Origin of the sequence: Streptomyces sp. NPDC056296 (genome assembly GCF_042268605.1) — a bacterium.
GTDB lineage: Bacteria > Actinomycetota > Actinomycetes > Streptomycetales > Streptomycetaceae > Streptomyces.
The window spans coordinates 86,675-102,262 of sequence record NZ_JBHJRX010000005.1; the positions used below are offsets into that span (position 1 = coordinate 86,675).

Below are 15,588 nucleotides of genomic sequence, written 5' to 3' on the forward strand. Positions count from 1 at the left end.
CCGATGAGCAACACCACAACGGACAAGACCCCGACGGCGGGCGAGGACCAGGACCTCGGCGCCGCCGGCTCCCAGCTCTCCACCGCCCCCAAGGAGGAGGCGCCCAACCTCCCCTCCCTCGGCGTCATCGGCTGGGGCCGCTGGTTCTGGCGGCAGCTCACCTCGATGCGGGTGGCGCTGCTGCTGCTCCTGCTGCTGTCGCTGGGCGCGATCCCCGGCTCGCTGATCCCGCAGGAGGGCGTCGACGCCCTGAAGGTCGAGGACTTCCGCGAGAAGCACGACCTCCTCGGGCCCCTCTACGACAATCTGGGCCTCTTCCACGTCTACAGCTCGGTGTGGTTCTCCGCGATCTACATCCTGCTGTTCGTCTCGCTCATCGGCTGCATCGTCCCGCGCACCTGGCAGTTCGTCGGCCAGCTGCGCGGCCGCCCGCCCGGCGCGCCCCGTCGGCTGACCCGGCTGCCCGCGTACACCACCTGGCGCACCGATGCCGAGCCCGAGCAGGTCCGCGAGGCCGCGCTCGCGCTGCTGAAGAAGCGCCGCTTCCGCGCCCACACCGTCGGTGACGCCGTCGCCGCCGAGAAGGGCTACGCGCGCGAGGTGGGCAACCTGGCCTTCCACATCGCGCTGATCGTGATGCTGATCGCGTTCGCCTGGGGCCAGCTGTTCAAGTACGAGGGCAACAAGCTGATCCTGGAGGGCGACGGCTTCTCCAACACCCTCACCCAGTACGACGACTTCAAGTCCGGCAACCTCTTCGACCCGGACCACGACCTCGCCCCCTTCAGCTTCTCCCTGAAGAACTTCCGCGGCACCTACGAGGCGACGGGCCCCAACCGCGGCACCCCGCGCATCTACGAGGCCGCGGTCGACTACAGCGAAGGCGCCTACGGCGACGAGAAGACGACCACCATCAAGGTCAACGAGCCGCTGGAGATCGACGGCTCGAAGGTCTACCTCGTCAGCCACGGCTACGCGCCCATCCTCACCATCAGGGACGCCAAGGGCAACGTCGTCATGGACAAGGAGGCGACCGCCCTGCTGCCGCTGGACTCCAACGTCACCTCCTCCGGCGCCGTCATGGTCCGCGACGGCTACCGCAACGCCGAGGGCGAGAAGGAACAGCTCGGCTTCAACGCCTTCTTCCTGCCGACCTACGGCGGCGAGGGCAGCACGATGCTCTCGACCTTCCCCGCGCTGATCAACCCGATGCTGGCGCTCTCCGCCTACCACGGCGACCTCGGTGTCGACGCGGGCTTCGCGAAGAGCATCTACCAGCTGGACAAGACCAACCTGGAGGAGTTCAAGGACTCCGACGGCGAGCTGTTCAAGAAGCAGCTCAAGGTCGGCGAGACCATGACCCTCCCGAACGGCGCCGGGACCGTCACCTTCGACGGCGTCAAGGAATGGGCCGGCTTCCAGGTCACGGAGCAGCCCGCCAGCGGCTGGGCGCTCGCCGGTTCCGTCGCCGCCATCCTCGGCCTCGCCGGATCCTTGTTCATCCAGCGCCGCCGCGTCTGGGTGCGGGCCGTCAAGGGCGACGACGGCGTGACGGTCGTCGAGATGGCCGGCCTCGGACGCAGCGAGTCCGCGAAGGTCCCCGAAGAACTCGGCGACCTCGCCGGAACCCTGTACGAGCAGGCCCCCGACGCACCGGAAGCCCCCGACGCACCAGGCGCATCCGATGCACCCGAAGCGCCCGACGCCCCCGACGCACCCGAAGCGCCGAAGAACGACGACGACACCCCCGATTCCCCCGACACCCACGTCGTACCTGCCGAAGGGTCTGAGAAGTGACTCTCGCCGCCGCAACCGATCTGGCCGCCGCGACCAACGAGAACCTCGCGAACATCAGCAACACGCTGATCTACTCCGCGATGGCCGTCTACACCCTGGCGTTCTTCGCCTATATCGCCGAGTGGCTCTTCGGCAGCCGCAGCAAGGTCGGCCGCACCGCCGCCGCGCTCACCGCGAACAGCGAGGCCGAGGCGAAGACCGGCGGCCCGGCGGTCACCGTGAAGAAGGCCGGCGGCACCGCCGTGATGGAGCGGCCGAAGGTCGTCGTCCGCGCGGCGACCGGCTCCCGCGACGTACCCGACGGGCCCGGCGCGCACGGCGGCACCGTCCAGGGCGACCTGTACGGGCGGATCGCCATCTCGCTCACCGCGCTCGCCTTCGCCATCGAGTTCGGCGGCGTGCTCACCCGCGCCCTGTCGGTGCAGCGGGCGCCGTGGGGCAACATGTACGAGTTCAACATCACGTTCACGACGACCGCCGTCGGCGTGTACCTCGTGCTGCTCGCCCTGAAGAAGAACGTCCGCTGGCTCGGCCTGCCCCTGATCACCACGGTCCTGCTCGACCTCGGTCTCGCGGTGACGGTCCTCTACACCGCCAGCGACCAGCTGGTCCCGGCGCTGCACTCGTACTGGCTGTACATCCACGTCTCCACGGCCATCTTCTGCGGCGCGGTGTTCTACGTCGGCGCGGTCGCCACGATCCTGTACCTGTTCAAGGACAGCTTCGAGAACAAGCTCGCGGGCGGCGGCACGCCCGGCCGCTTCGCCAGCTCAGTGCTGGACCGGCTGCCCGCCGCCGCCTCCCTCGACAAGTTCGCCTACCGCGTCAACGCCGCCGTCTTCCCGCTGTGGACGTTCACGATCATCGCGGGCGCGATCTGGGCGGGCGACGCCTGGGGCCGCTACTGGGGCTGGGACCCCAAGGAGACCTGGTCCTTCATCACCTGGGTCGCCTACGCCGGCTACCTGCACGCCCGCGCCACCGCCGGCTGGAAGGGCCGCAAGGCCGCCTACCTGGCCCTGGTCGCCTTCGGCTGCTGGCTGTTCAACTACTACGGCGTCAACATCTTCGTCTCCGGCAAGCACTCCTACGCGGACGTGGGCCTGGGCGCCCTCCAGTCCGTCGGGTTCTGACGTACCGGACAGGAGGGCCGGCCGGCGTCCCTAGGGCCTGGAACGGGCGACGCTCGTCACGACGTCCCGCAGTCGCTCCACGTACAGCCGCAGGTTCTTGTGCGCGACGTCGGTGTCCGGGTACCGGGCGGCGAACCACAGGCCCTCCGGGAGCCGGGTGACCCACGCGCACACCTGGTCGCCGTACGACACCCTCAGCAGCGCGTACGCCGACAGGTCCGGCCAGCGGCCGGCGCCGGGGACGTCGCGGGCGTCGACGTAGGACACGATCGAGTACAGGTCGGGGGAGGTGGGGCGGAAGTCCGTGCCGAGCAGCCGCAGCACCCGGTCGATCGGCATGCGGGACAGCCGCCGGTTGGCCTGCAGTTCGGCGCGGACGGTGCGCAGGGCGGCCGGGAAGTCCTGGGCCCGCGACGCGGGGACCTCGATCGGCGCGCCGCCCACGTACCAGCCCACCGACTCCGACCACTGGGACCGCGACCTGGTGTGAAACGGCACGACGGTGCGGTAGACGGGCTCCCCGCCGATCTCGTGGACCACCAGCGCGGTGGCGGCCAGGACGCCGACCAGGCTGCCGCCGTAGGGACGGCAGTACGCCTCGAACGCGGCGGCGTCGGCCGCGTCCACCAGCGGCTCGCGCAGCAGTTTCTGCTCGGGCAGCGTCCCGCCGGGCTCCACGCCCAGGTCGAGCGGGAAGGACGGCAGCCGCCCGTCGCACCGCCGGATGAACTCCCGCCAGCGGGACACGACGTCGTGGCCGCCGTCGATCCGGTCCGCGTCCGCCCGCTCGGCCTCGCAGAAGTCGACGTAGCTGCCGACCCGCGGACGCGGCACGGTCCGGCCCTCGACGCCGGCCGTGTACAACTCGTGGATCTCGGCGGGGATGCGGTAGATGGAGTAGGCGTCGACGTTGCTGTGGTCGAAGGCCATGTAGACGCTGACGCCGTCGTCGCGGACGACCGCCGTGTAGATGAGGTTGGGCCAGCGCAGCGCGTCCGCGACGCCGTCGAAGCGGTCCCGGAGGTGGCGGGCCAGTTCCGTCGCGTCCGGGAAGTCGCCGACGTCCTCGCGGTGCAGGGACACCGCGTCCGCCGCCAGCGTGAACCGGCGCATCGCGTCCCCGGTCCCACCGCTCCAGCGGAAGCCGCTGCGCAGCGTCTCGTGCCGCAGGGTCCAGGCGCGCAGCGCCTCCTGGAGCGCGTCCAGGTCGACCGGGCCCGGGATGTCGAAGGCCGCGCCGAGCCAGGTCGGCACGAACAGGCCGTCGTCGCGGACCGACCGGGCCGTCCGGATGTGCGACTCCTGGATGTACGCCGGTGGCCGCGCGTCCTCGGGCAGCCCTGCCGCGACCTCGACGGTCGCCGGACTGAGCGTCCACTCGACGAGGCGCCCGGGCCGGATCTCGCAGCGGTGGATATCGGTCAGTCGCACGAGGGGTCTCCGTTCGCAGATGTACAGACCCGACCAACTGAATGCCGAGCCCGTGGCCGCGCACCTGGTGTGTCGGCACGGTTCAACGGAACGGATGGCCTCTCGAACGGCGGTACGCCCCCCGCTACCGGGCCGTCGTTTCCTCCAGGTAGGCGTGCAGCGCACCCGCTCCCGCGAGCATCGCCCGGGTCCGCGCGGTGAGGAGCTGCCCGCGCGCCTCGACCGCCGCCCGCAGCGCCTCACTGCTCCCCTCCCGCCGCAGTCCGTCCAGGACGGGGCGGATCTGGTCGAACAGGTAATGGCTGCGGCGCAGCGTACGCACGAGCCGCGCGTCGCGGACGTCGGCGGGTCCGTACACGCGGTACGTCGTGCCCCGCTCCCGCCCGGGCGCGAGCAGCCCCGCCGCCTCCCACACCCGCAGCGCGGACGTCCGTACGCCGATCAGCGCGGCGACCTCGCCGATGCGCAGACCGTCGGCCGAGCGGGCCGAGCGGGCCGGGCCGTCCGACGGCTCGGGCTCCTCCCGTGCCAGCGCCTCCAGCGCCTCCAGCGCCTCACTCGCGGCCCGCAGCGAGCCCCGCTCCTCGTGCAGTGCGGCGTGCGCCGCGTCGACGAGCGCGAGTGCACCGGACACGTCCCCGTCGTGCACGGCCCGCATGACCCGCGTCGCCGTCACCGGCTCGTACCCCTGCCGCAACGCCCGGTACGTCGTCAGCGCGTGCCGGTGCACCTCCCCGAAGACGCGGTACCCGGACCCGGTCCGCCCGGCCGGGGGAAGGACCCCGGCGTCCTCGTAGTTGCGGATCTGCTGCGTCGAGAGACCGGCCGGGCGGGCCAGGTCGACGGTACGGAGACGGCGCTCGTCGCTCTTCATCGGCCCGCAGCCTATGCGCGGCCAACGTCCTCGCCCCGTTACCGTCCGTCCGCTACTGCGCGCCCAGGAGCTGGAGGATCGTGTTCACCGCTTCCACGATCGGCACGCCCAGTGCCCCGGCGGTCGCGGCGACGCCGGCGACGGCCATCAGGGCGCGGGCGCGGGTCTGCGGCTGGACCACGGCGTCGGGGGCCAGGACCGGCAGGGACTCGTCGATGGTCTGCGCGCCCAGGGGCGGCACCTGCGCGCGCAGTTCCTGGAGCTGTGCCGTCAACCCCTCGATGGCGGCGCGCAGTTCGGGATCCATGGCGGTCGGCGCCGCGTTCTTCACCATGCCGGTGTTGTTGGTCCCGCCGTACATGTTGACGCTGTCCCCGTAGTGGTAGCTGTCGCCGCTCATGCCTTCCCCATCCCCACGTTGCCCGATCCGCCGTACATGTTGACGTTGTCGCCGAAGTGGTAGTTCCGGGGGTTGATCGCGAGCGTCTCGACCGTCACCTGGAACTCGGCCTCGGGGTTCTCGATCGCGTTCACGACGTGCCCGACGAGCTGGTTGAGGTGCTGGGTGTCCGTGCTGGTCACCAGGGCCGTGGACGCCCCGGACGTCTCCACGGCCAGCACCCAGTGCGAGGCCGCGGTCAGGACCGACCCCAGAACTGCGGCGCAGTAGACCAGCGCCACGACGGCGCCGATCCAGACGAACGTGATGAACCCTTCCGCGGCCGCGCGGTCACCGCCGAAACCGGTGATGCCGCCGAGGATCGTCAGGGCGATGGCCACCGCCAGGATGATCCCGAGGCGCTTGAAGAAGAGGAGGGTCGCCTCACCGCGCCGCGGGGTGAGCAGGAACGTGTACACCCGCGTGATGTTCCGCACCGGGTAGGCCGCGCCGCCGACCCACAGCAGCCGCTTGCCGACCCGCAGTTCGACACCGCCCGCCAGGTGCGGGGGCAGCGGAGGCGGGGGCGGGGGAGTGGCGCCCCGGTTGTGCCAGGGTCTGTCGCCGCCGGCCGCCTGGGACGGGAAGGCGGGCGGAGACTGCGGTGGCGGCTCCGGTGGCCGCTGTGGCACGGTCTCCGGCTTCTCGGGTCTGTCCATGCCCTGTCGATGCCCCCTGCCATGTGATGGGTCGTCACTGAAGGACGAACATTAGCGACCCTCAGGCACGGCACTCCAGCACCGCGTAGTCGGCGAAGCAGCGCCGGTAGCGGGTGTGCCTGGTCTCCTGGGTGTGCCCGCGCTGCCACTCCTCGACGTCCGCCGGGGTCTGGCGGGGCCCGGACGTGGCGCCGCAGTCGGCGTCGTCGCCGGACACGCAGTGCGCCTGGTACTCGGGCAGTGCCGACGGGTCCTGGACGATGGCGAACGGTACGTACCGGAAGAGCCGGCGTCCACGGTGTTCATGGCGCTGGTGCCGGGCCAGCAGCACGTCGGCGTCGGTCTCCGCGCTGCCGTCCCCGGCGGCCCGTGCGTGTGCGCGGCGCTCGGCCAGCCGGGCGCAGGAAGCGCAGCCGGTGACCGGCACGGGCGGCGGCCCCACGTCGACCAGCGGCGGTGCCGCCAACAGGCCGCCGCAGGAACGGCCATTGGCCGCCCGCACGCCGGCGCTCAACCGTTCCTCGGCCGTCGCCGTCCGGATCAGCGCCGGGTCGGCCTGCCACTCCCGGCCGCCGCCGACGGGGCGCAGCATCGCGCAGGGCCCCGCCTCGCCCCGGTACTCACCGACCTTGCGGGTGCGCGGGTCGTAGACGAGCGTGCCGGGTTGCACCGCTTCCACCGGTTCCATCCTCAACCTCCGTCACTCTGGGTGTATCGAGAGTCGCCGAGGGAAACCTTCGGTATCAACGCTTGACGCGTGACACACGTCCACTGTCACGAAGGGGAGGGGAGGCGGGGGCCGTGGGACGACGCAACGCCGGTGGTTCGGGCGTGAGTACGGCCGCCGTGTTCGGCGAGGTGCTCCGCCACTTCCGGGAAGCCGCGACGCTCACGCAGGAGGGGCTGGCGGCCCGCATCCCCTGCGACCGGTCGCACATCGCCCGGGTGGAGGCGGGGACGCGGGTGCCGCAGGACATGTTCGCGAAGACGTGCGACGAGCTGCTGGGCGCGGGTGGGGTGCTGGCGCGGCTGTGGGGGCGGATCGACTGGTATCCGGAGGTGGAGCATCCGGACTGGTTCCAGCGCCGGGCCGACATGGACGCGGAGGCGGTGGCGCTGCGGGAGTATCAGGAGCGGGTGGTGCCGGGGCTGTTGCAGACGGAGGGGTATGCGCGGGCGTTGTTCTCGCGTCTCGTCAGCGGCGAGGTGCTGGAGGAGCGCGTCCGTGCCAGGTTGAGTCGGCAGCGGCGTTTGTGGTGTGACGACGGTCCGCTGTACGTCGTCGTCCTCGACGAGAGCTGCTTGCGCAACATCATGGACGGTTACGCCGTCATGCGCGATCAGTGCGCGCACCTGCTCCGCATCGGGCGTCGGCCCAACGTCCGTATCCAGGTCGCTCTCGCCGACCGTCCCGGGCTGCTGCGACCCAGCGGCTCAATGTCTCTGCTCCGGCTGCCTGATGGCCACGAGTGGGTGTACTCGGAGTCTCTTGACCGTGGCCATTTCAATGACGATCCAGCCGTCTACGCCCGCCATAGCCAGACATATGATGTGCTCAGGGCGGATGCTTTGTCGGCCCCCGAGTCCGCCGCCTTGATCAGCGACGCGATGGAGAGGTACGAGGGTCATGGACAGGCACGAACTCAGCGCGGCGACCTGGATCAAGAGCAGCCACAGCGACGCCAACGGCGGCAACTGCGTCGAAATCGCCCCCGGTTTCCCCGCCGTCGTCCCCGTCCGGGACAGCAAGAGCCCTGACGGTCCCGCCCTGTTCGTCGGCCACTCAGCCTGGTCCGCCTTCACCTCGGCCCTGCGCTGACACCGGAACCCGGGTTCTCGTGTTCCGGGGTTGCGGGCGACCCCTATAAGGACCACTTGGGGAAAAGAACCCCACCAAGCCCCACCCCCCCGCCCACGGCGTCGACTCACTCGCCTGGGTGAACATCCCTGGTTGGGCTGGCGTTCAGGGCCCCCAACTCCCTTACTCTCAGCGCAATAACCGCTGACATATGTCAGCCCCCGTCGGTGAGTAGCGTCGCCGACGAGGGCCTGACCACCGAGGAAGTTAGGCCCTTCCTGATGGATACCCAAGACCTTAGCGTGCCCTCGCGCGCCCAGTCCGCCGTTGGCGACAACCACCCCCGTTCGGGCGTCATCCACGACAACGTCCGCCACACCGCCAGCTTCACCGTGGTCGGCAACCACCTTGCCCAGCACCCGGACCTCTCCCTGGTGGCGAGGGGCCTGGGCCTGTACATCCAGTCCGTGCGCGGCGGCACCTCCGTGGACATCAAGAGCCTGGCCGCCCGCTTCAAGGAGGGCGCGGCCCGCATTAGCGCGGCCCTGCGCGAGTTGGAGACCCACGGCTACCTCCGCCGGGAACGCAAGCGCGCGACCGACGGCCGTGTCGTCACCCGCACCGTCTCCTGCAACGATCCCCGGGCCCGACGCCGGGCGACAGACGCAGACTGTCCCGGGCGGCCGACGGGTCCGGCCCGGCCCACAGGCACGGGATCGGGGCGCATGTCCCACCCGCGCCGGACGGGACGCAAGGCGCTCCCCGCCGTACCGCAGCCGAGTAGCAAGGCCTCCGCGCTCCTCCAGACGGCCATCGATCTCCTCGCCGACCTGCGGCGACACGATTCCCGGCTGCTGCTCTCCGCGAGCGACACGGCTCATCTGGCGCCCGGCGTCGCCGCCTGGCTGGAGCGGGACATCCGCCCCACAGCCGTACGCCAAGCCCTGACGACCGACCTGCCGGACGAGCCCCTACGCCGCCCGGCCGCCCTCCTGGCCCACCGCATCGCCGACCGGCTGCCGCCCCCGGCCCCGTTCCGGGCCCCGGCGTCCGACCCACCGCCGCCCCGGCACTCACTGCGCAACTGCGACGGCTGCGACCGGGGTTTCCGCGCCCCCGAGCGCGAAACCCTCTGCAGTGACTGCCGAACAGCCGCCGCCCACCTTTGACCCGAACGGAACCCCATGGTCAGCCCATCGCACGAGGCGATGCACCGCATCTTCCAGCACGACCCGGGACTGTTCAGCCGCGTCTCACGCTTCCTCGACGTCGACATCCCCAAACCCATCGGGGCAACGGCCCTGCCGACCGACCTCACCGAGGCCAGCCCCGTCGAACGCCGCGTGGACACGCTCCTGCGCTTCGAGACGGCAGAGCAGGGCCCGTTCCTCCTGGCCGTCGAGGCCCAGGGCAAGAAGGACCCGGACAAGCCCGCGAGCTGGGCGTACTACGTCTCGTACCTGTGGACGAAGTACCGGCTCCCCGCCGCCCTCCTGGTCGTCTGCCAGGACCACGCCACGGCCAAGTGGGCCCAGCGGTCGGTGAGCAGCGGCCCGCCCCAGCTGCCTACCCTCACCCTGCGGCCCGTGGTCGCAGGCCCGCATAACATGCCGGTGATCACCGACCCCGAGGAGGCCCGCGCCGACCTGGTGCTGGCGAGCCTGGCGGCCATCACACACGCCGCCGAACCAGTCATCAATGCGATACTGAAGGCCCTGTCCACCGCATTGCGGGACGCGCCCGAAGACGTCGCGGACCCCATCGTCGAATTCACCGCACAGGGCATGGGCAACCGCCCGGCCAAGCACCTCTGGAGGAACCTGGTGGCCGCGGACCTCTCCTTCTACAAGTCGTACATCTCCGAAGAGATCCGCGAGCAGGGCCGCGAGCAAGGTCTCGAAGTAGGTCTCACAAAGGGACGTGTCCAGCGCGGCGCCGAGGACGTCCTTCTTGTTCTCGAGCAGCGTGGCCTCGACGTCTCCGACGCTGTGCGCGGGCGTATCACGGCGTGTTGCGACCCTGAGGTCCTTCGGCAGTGGCTCACACGTGCTGTCACCGCCCTCGGGGCCGAAGACATCTTCGAGGACGAGTAACCCGCTGTTCAGGGCCCGTCGCACGCGGCAATCGCGGACCGGGGTCGAGAAGTTCACCGAGTCCGCCCGCTGACGGTCAGTCGCCCTTGGGGTCCTCGTCCTTGTCCTTGTCCCGCTTCTTGTCGTCGTCGAGGGACTTCAGGAACTCCGGATTGTCGTCCGGCGCCACGAACTGCCGCCGCCCGCCGCCCTGCCGGGGCGAAGCGCCCGCCGGCTGCCGCTTCTTGCCGGCGATGAGCCAGGAGATCGAGCCGACCAGCGGAAAGAGCAGCACGAGGATCGCCCACAGCGGCTTGGGCATGTGGCGGATGTCGGCGTCCTTCGTGCTGATGCAGTCGATGAACGCGTAGACGCTCAGTGCCAGTGGCACGAGGAACATCAGCACCCGGAGCATGGGCCTCTCCAGCGGAAGCGGTGGGCTGGGGACGCGTCACGGCCCCCAGGTACAGGGCCAGGGTAGCCGCTCGGGGATACTGGACCGCATGGCTTACGACGATCTTCGCTCGCTGCTCAGGGCGCTGGAGCGCGAGGGCGACCTCAAGCGCATCAAGGCCGAGGTGGACCCGCACCTGGAGGTCGGGGAGATCGTCGACCGGGTGAACAAGGCCGGCGGCCCCGCCCTGCTCTTCGAGAACGTGAAGGGCTCCGACATGCCCCTCGCGATGAACGTCTTCGGCACCGACCGGCGCCTGCTCAAGGCCCTCGGGCTGAAGTCGTACTCCGACATCTCGGACAAGATCGGCGGGCTGCTGAAGCCCGAGCTGCCGCAGGGCTTCGTCGGCGTGCGCGAGGCCTTCGGGAAGCTCGGCGCGATGACGCACGTACCGCCGAAGAAGGTGAAGCCGGGCAGCGCGCCCGTGCAGGAGGTCGTCCTCACCGGCGACGACGTGGACCTCGACCGGCTCCCCGCCCTCTTCACCTGGCCCGACGACGGCGGCTCCTTCTTCAACCTGGGCCTCACCCACACCAAGGACCCCGAGACGGGCATCCGGAACCTGGGCCTGTACCGCCTCCAGCGCCACGACAAGCGCACCATCGGCATGCACTGGCAGATCCACAAGGACAGCCGCAACCACTACCAGGTCGCCGCCCGGCGCGGCGAGCGCCTGCCGGTCGCGATCGCCTTCGGCTGCCCGCCCGCCGTGACCTACGCCTCCACCGCCCCCCTCCCCGGCGACATCGACGAGTACCTCTTCGCCGGGTTCCTCCAGGGCAAGCGGATCGAGATGGTCGACTGCAAGACGGTCCCGCTCCAGGTACCGGCACAGGCCGAGGTCGTCATCGAGGGCTGGCTGGAGCCCGGCGAGATGCTGCCCGAGGGCCCGTTCGGCGACCACACCGGCTTCTACACGCCGCAGGAGCCGTTCCCCGCCCTGAAGATCGACTGCGTGACGATGCGGAAGCGTCCGCTGCTCCAGTCGATCGTCGTCGGCCGCCCGCCGACGGAGGACGGCCCGCTGGGCCGGGCCACGGAGCGCTTCTTCCTGCCCCTGCTGAAGATCATCGTGCCGGACATCGTGGACTACCACCTGCCCGAGGCCGGCGGATTCCACAACTGCGCGATCGTCTCGATCGACAAGAAGTACCCCAAGCACGCGCAGAAGGTCATGCACGCCATCTGGGGCGCCCACATGATGTCCCTGACCAAGCTGATCGTGGTCGTCGACTCCGACTGCGACGTCCACGACCTGCACGAAGTCGCCTGGCGCGCGCTCGGCAACACCGACTACGGCCGTGACCTCACCGTCGTCGAAGGCCCGGTCGACCACCTCGACCACGCCTCCTACCAGCAGTTCTGGGGCGGCAAGGCGGGCATCGACGCCACGAAGAAGCTGCCCGAGGAGGGGTACACGCGGGACGGGGGCTGGCCGGACATGGTGCTGTCCGACCCCGAGACGGCGGCGAAGGTCGACCGCCGCTGGAAGGAGTACGGACTGTGACGTCGGCTTCCGCCGCGCTGCCGCAGCAGCCGGGGCGCACCAAGGCGTTCCTGCGCCTGGTGATGATCGAACACTCGGTCTTCGCGCTGCCCTTCGCCTACATCGCCGCCCTCACCGCGATGTACGAGTGGGACGAGAACATCCACTGGGGCCGGCTGCTCCTGGTCACCGTCGCCATGGTCGGCCTGCGCACCTTCGCGATGGCGGTCAACCGGATCATCGACCGCGAGATCGACGCCCGCAACCCGCGCACCGCCCACCGCGAACTGGTCACCGGCGCGATGTCGGTCAGGCACGCCTGGACCGGCGCGCTGATCGCCCTCGTCGTCTTCCTCGGCGCCGCCGCCCTGCTCAACCCGCTCTGCCTCGCCCTCGCCCCCAACGCGGTCGTCCCGATGGTGGTCTACCCGTACGGCAAGCGGTTCACGAACTTCCCGCAGGCCATCCTGGGCCTCGCCCAGGCGATGGGCCCGATCGGCGGCTGGCTGGCGATCACCGGCGAGTGGTCCTGGGAGGCCGTGATCCTCGGGCTCGCGGTCGGCATCTGGATCGGCGGCTTCGACCTGATCTACGCCTGCCAGGACGTCGAGACCGACCGGCAGGTCGGCGTGAAGTCGGTCCCGGCCCGCTTCGGCATCCCGGCGGCCATCTGGGGCGCCCGCGTCTGCCACACGGTCACCACGGCGCTGTTCGCCTGGTACGCCGTCGCCACCGACGCCGGCGTCCTCTTCTGGCTCGGCCTGCTGATCGTCGCGGGCGCCTTCGTCTACGAGCACACCATCGTGCGCCCACACGACCTGTCCCGCCTGAACAGGGCGTTCTTCTCGGTCAACGGCTTCATCGGTATCGCCCTGTTCGTGTGCGCGCTGCTGGACCTGCTGGTGCGGGGCCTCACGGTCTGAACACCATGAGCCTGCGACTAGGCTCGGCATCATGAAGCCAGGACAGACGCAGCGCGCGCCTTGGATCGTGGGGGTGTCGGGGGCATCCGGTACGCCGTACGCGGCGGCGGTACTGCGTGCCCTGCTCGCCGCCGGCGAGAGCGTCGACCTGGTGGTCAGCCGGGCCTCGCGGCTCACCCTGCTCGACGAGACCGGCATCTCCTTCCGTGACGCCCACTGGCGGACCGACCTGCACACCTGGCTGTCCCGGGGCGCCGACGGCAAGCCCGGCACCTTCGACGTCGACCTGGCCGGCGACCGGGTACGGCACTGGAGCGCGGGCGACCTCGCGGCCGGGCCGTCCTCGGGGTCGTATCCGGCCAAGGGCATGCTGATCGTGCCCGCGTCGACGGCCTCGGTCGCGGGCGTCGCGCTCGGGCTCTCGAAGGACCTGTTGCAGCGGTCGGCGAGCGTGACCCTGAAGGAGGGGCGCAAGCTGGTCGTGGCCGTGCGGGAGACCCCGCTGGACGGCCGGACGCTGCGGCACCTGGTGACACTGGACGACGCGGGCGCGACCGTGGTGCCCGCCTCGCCGGCCTTCTACGCGGGGGCGACGCACATCCAGGACCTGGTGGACTTCGTCGCCGGACGCGTCCTCGACGCGGCGGGCGTCGAGCACGACCTCTACCGCCGCTGGCGCGGTGACCTCGGCGGGGCCCGCCCCACCACCTGAGCACCACCTCCCCCCACACGTTTGTTACCCACATCTTCAGAACTCTTCAGTGGAAGGCTTCGATCGCATGGACGCGGTGGACAGGCAGCTCATCCAGGCCCTGAGGGAGAACGGCCGGGCCTCCTACGCGGAGCTGGGGCGCCTCGTCGGACTGTCGGGACCCAGCGTCACCGACCGCATCAACCGGCTGGAGGCGGCCGGCGTCATCACCGGCTACCGGGCCACCGTGGACGCCGCCTCGCTCGGCCTCGGCGTCACCGCCCTGATCGGCGTCTCGCTCTCCGACGCCGCCGACCACGAGGACGTGGCGCAGCGCCTGCGGGACCTGCGGGAGATCGAGGACTGCTGGTTCATCGCCGGTGACGACTCCTACATGCTCAAGGTGCGCGCGGCCGACGTGGACGGCCTGGAGAGCATCATCCGCCGGCTGTCGGGCACGAAGGGCGTGTCCAGGACCCGCACCACCATCGTGCTCTCCACCAAGTGGGAGAACCGGGTGGGCGAGCTGCCGGAAGAGGTCCAGTAGCAGGGGCGTACGGTTTTACGAGTCAGTCTCAGAAAGAGGTATCGCATGGACGCCGGGCTCAAGCGGGAGCTGGAGCAGAAGGTCCGCTCCGGGGAGCGGCTGACCCGCGAGGACGGCATCGCGCTGTACGAGTCGGACGATCTGGCATGGCTCGGCGGCCTCGCGCACGAGGTGCGGACGCGGAAGAACGGCGACGTCGTCCACTTCAACGTCAACCGCCACCTCAACATGACCAACGTGTGCACCGCCTCCTGCGCGTACTGCTCCTTCCAGCGCAAGCCGGGGGAGAAGGACGCGTACACGATGCGCATCGAGGAGGCGGTGAAGCTCGCCAAGGCGATGGAGGGCGAGAACCTCACCGAGCTGCACATCGTCAACGGCCTGCACCCGAACCTGCCGTGGCGCTACTACCCGCGCTCGCTGCGGGAGCTGAAGGCCGCGCTGCCCGACGTGTCGCTCAAGGCGTTCACGGCCACCGAGATCCACCACTTCGAGACCATCTCCGGGATGTCCGCCTCCGAGATCCTCGACGAGCTGATCGACGCCGGTCTGGAGTCCCTGACCGGCGGCGGCGCCGAGATCTTCGACTGGGAGGTGCGGCAGCACATCGTCGACCACCGCACCCACTGGGAGGACTGGTCGCGCATCCACCGCCTGGCGCACGAGAAGGGTCTGAAGACCCCGTGCACCATGCTCTACGGCCACATCGAGGAGCCGCGCCACCGCGTGGACCACGTACTGCGCCTGCGCGAGCTCCAGGACGAGACGGGCGGCTTCCAGGTCTTCATCCCGCTGCGCTACCAGCACGACTTCGTGGACATGCAGGACGGCAAGGTCCGCAACCGGCTCCAGGCCCGGACACAGATGGCGACCGGCGCGGAGGCGCTGAAGACCTTCGCGGTCTCGCGCCTGCTCTTCGACAACGTTCCGCACGTCAAGGTCTTCTGGGTCATGCACGGCGTCCAGACGGCCCAGCTGGCCCTCCAGCACGGCGCCGACGACATGGACGGCTCGGTCGTCGAGTACAAGATCACGCACGACGCGGACGACTTCGGCACGCCGAACAAGCTGACCCGCGAGGATCTGCTCGACCTGATCCGCGACGCGGGCTTCCGGCCGGTGGAGCGGAACACACGGTACGAGATCATCCGGGAGTTCGAGGGGCCCGACGCGGAGCGTCGGGAGTCGCCGCAGCCGATGCGGGTGTGATTTTGCGGTAGTTCTCCGGCCGCGGGCCGGTGGGGGTTGTTTGTGGCGTTTCCCCTACCCCCCCCCCCGCCCTAA

At 70.4% G+C, this 15,588-nt stretch carries 17 protein-coding genes; 11 read left to right on the forward strand and 6 right to left on the reverse strand.

Going from position 1 to position 15,588, the window contains the following annotated elements; all coding sequences use genetic code 11:
* Nucleotides 1–3: 3 nt before the first annotated feature.
* Both ACFCZF_RS05335 and ccsB read left to right on the forward strand, forming a co-directional pair.
* Nucleotides 4–1,797, forward strand: a complete 1,794-nt coding sequence (locus tag ACFCZF_RS05335; RefSeq protein ID WP_376670514.1) for a cytochrome c biogenesis protein ResB — start codon at nt 4–6, stop codon at nt 1,795–1,797.
* Nucleotides 1,794–2,930 carry a c-type cytochrome biogenesis protein CcsB gene (gene ccsB, locus ACFCZF_RS05340; RefSeq protein WP_376670515.1) on the forward strand — a complete coding sequence of 379 codons (1,137 nt, stop codon included), beginning with the start codon at nt 1,794–1,796 and terminating at the stop codon, nt 2,928–2,930. Before ACFCZF_RS05335 ends, ccsB begins: the two co-directional genes overlap by 4 nt.
* 30 nt (nt 2,931–2,960) lie before the next feature.
* On the opposite strand, the gene ACFCZF_RS05345 is transcribed toward ccsB, so the two are convergent.
* The 5 genes from ACFCZF_RS05345 to ACFCZF_RS05365 all read right to left on the reverse strand — a co-directional run bounded on the left by ACFCZF_RS05345 (nt 2,961) and on the right by ACFCZF_RS05365 (nt 7,021).
* On the reverse strand, nt 2,961–4,361 hold the full coding sequence (locus ACFCZF_RS05345; protein WP_376670516.1) for a condensation domain-containing protein: 1,401 nt from the start codon (nt 4,359–4,361) through the stop codon (nt 2,961–2,963).
* 124 nt (nt 4,362–4,485) lie between these two features.
* A complete protein-coding gene (locus ACFCZF_RS05350) occupies nt 4,486–5,235 on the reverse strand; it encodes a TioE family transcriptional regulator (RefSeq protein ID WP_376670517.1) in 750 nt (249 codons plus the stop codon).
* Between the two features lie 52 nt (nt 5,236–5,287).
* Nucleotides 5,288–5,635, reverse strand: coding sequence for a hypothetical protein (locus ACFCZF_RS05355; RefSeq protein WP_376670518.1), 348 nt, complete (start codon nt 5,633–5,635; stop codon nt 5,288–5,290).
* Nucleotides 5,632–6,333: a DUF6232 family protein gene (locus ACFCZF_RS05360; protein WP_376670519.1), complete on the reverse strand. Its 702-nt coding sequence runs from the start codon at nt 6,331–6,333 to the stop codon at nt 5,632–5,634. The genes ACFCZF_RS05355 and ACFCZF_RS05360 overlap by 4 nt, the downstream gene beginning before the upstream one ends.
* Before the next feature lie 61 nt (nt 6,334–6,394).
* Nucleotides 6,395–7,021 (reverse strand): hypothetical protein, encoded by a 627-nt coding sequence (locus tag ACFCZF_RS05365; RefSeq protein ID WP_376670520.1) that lies wholly within the window; start codon nt 7,019–7,021, stop codon nt 6,395–6,397.
* A 113-nt stretch (nt 7,022–7,134) separates the two neighbouring features.
* Here ACFCZF_RS05365 and ACFCZF_RS05370 point away from each other — a divergent pair, with 113 nt between their 5' ends.
* From ACFCZF_RS05370 to ACFCZF_RS05385, 4 genes are all read left to right on the forward strand, one after another.
* Nucleotides 7,135–8,091 (forward strand): Scr1 family TA system antitoxin-like transcriptional regulator, encoded by a 957-nt coding sequence (locus tag ACFCZF_RS05370; protein WP_376670521.1) that lies wholly within the window; start codon nt 7,135–7,137, stop codon nt 8,089–8,091.
* Nucleotides 8,039–8,152, forward strand: a complete 114-nt coding sequence (locus ACFCZF_RS05375) for a DUF397 domain-containing protein (RefSeq protein ID WP_376670596.1) — start codon at nt 8,039–8,041, stop codon at nt 8,150–8,152. The genes ACFCZF_RS05370 and ACFCZF_RS05375 overlap by 53 nt, the downstream gene beginning before the upstream one ends.
* 260 nt (nt 8,153–8,412) lie before the next feature.
* Entirely contained in the window at nt 8,413–9,300 is an 888-nt protein-coding gene (locus ACFCZF_RS05380; protein ID WP_376670597.1) for a helix-turn-helix domain-containing protein, read from the forward strand.
* 15 nt (nt 9,301–9,315) lie between these two features.
* Nucleotides 9,316–10,224, forward strand: coding sequence for a hypothetical protein (locus ACFCZF_RS05385; RefSeq protein WP_376670522.1), 909 nt, complete (start codon nt 9,316–9,318; stop codon nt 10,222–10,224).
* Nucleotides 10,225–10,300: 76 nt separating this feature from the next.
* Here the strand turns inward: ACFCZF_RS05385 and ACFCZF_RS05390 are convergent, their stop codons facing one another.
* Entirely contained in the window at nt 10,301–10,618 is a 318-nt protein-coding gene (locus tag ACFCZF_RS05390) for a PLD nuclease N-terminal domain-containing protein (RefSeq protein ID WP_376670523.1), read from the reverse strand.
* A gap of 88 nt (nt 10,619–10,706) precedes the next feature.
* Here ACFCZF_RS05390 and ACFCZF_RS05395 point away from each other — a divergent pair, with 88 nt between their 5' ends.
* From ACFCZF_RS05395 to mqnE, 5 genes are all read left to right on the forward strand, one after another.
* Nucleotides 10,707–12,164, forward strand: a complete 1,458-nt coding sequence (locus tag ACFCZF_RS05395; RefSeq protein WP_376670524.1) for a menaquinone biosynthesis decarboxylase — start codon at nt 10,707–10,709, stop codon at nt 12,162–12,164.
* Nucleotides 12,161–13,066: a menaquinone biosynthesis prenyltransferase MqnP gene (gene mqnP / locus ACFCZF_RS05400; protein WP_376670525.1), complete on the forward strand. Its 906-nt coding sequence runs from the start codon at nt 12,161–12,163 to the stop codon at nt 13,064–13,066. The genes ACFCZF_RS05395 and mqnP overlap by 4 nt, the downstream gene beginning before the upstream one ends.
* Nucleotides 13,067–13,097: 31 nt before the next feature.
* Nucleotides 13,098–13,778 carry a UbiX family flavin prenyltransferase gene (locus ACFCZF_RS05405; protein ID WP_310871876.1) on the forward strand — a complete coding sequence of 227 codons (681 nt, stop codon included), beginning with the start codon at nt 13,098–13,100 and terminating at the stop codon, nt 13,776–13,778.
* A 67-nt stretch (nt 13,779–13,845) separates the two neighbouring features.
* Nucleotides 13,846–14,304, forward strand: coding sequence for an Lrp/AsnC family transcriptional regulator (locus tag ACFCZF_RS05410; RefSeq protein WP_121748517.1), 459 nt, complete (start codon nt 13,846–13,848; stop codon nt 14,302–14,304).
* 45 nt (nt 14,305–14,349) lie between these two features.
* Nucleotides 14,350–15,513 carry an aminofutalosine synthase MqnE gene (mqnE, locus tag ACFCZF_RS05415; RefSeq protein WP_376670526.1) on the forward strand — a complete coding sequence of 388 codons (1,164 nt, stop codon included), beginning with the start codon at nt 14,350–14,352 and terminating at the stop codon, nt 15,511–15,513.
* Nucleotides 15,514–15,588 lie beyond the last annotated feature (75 nt).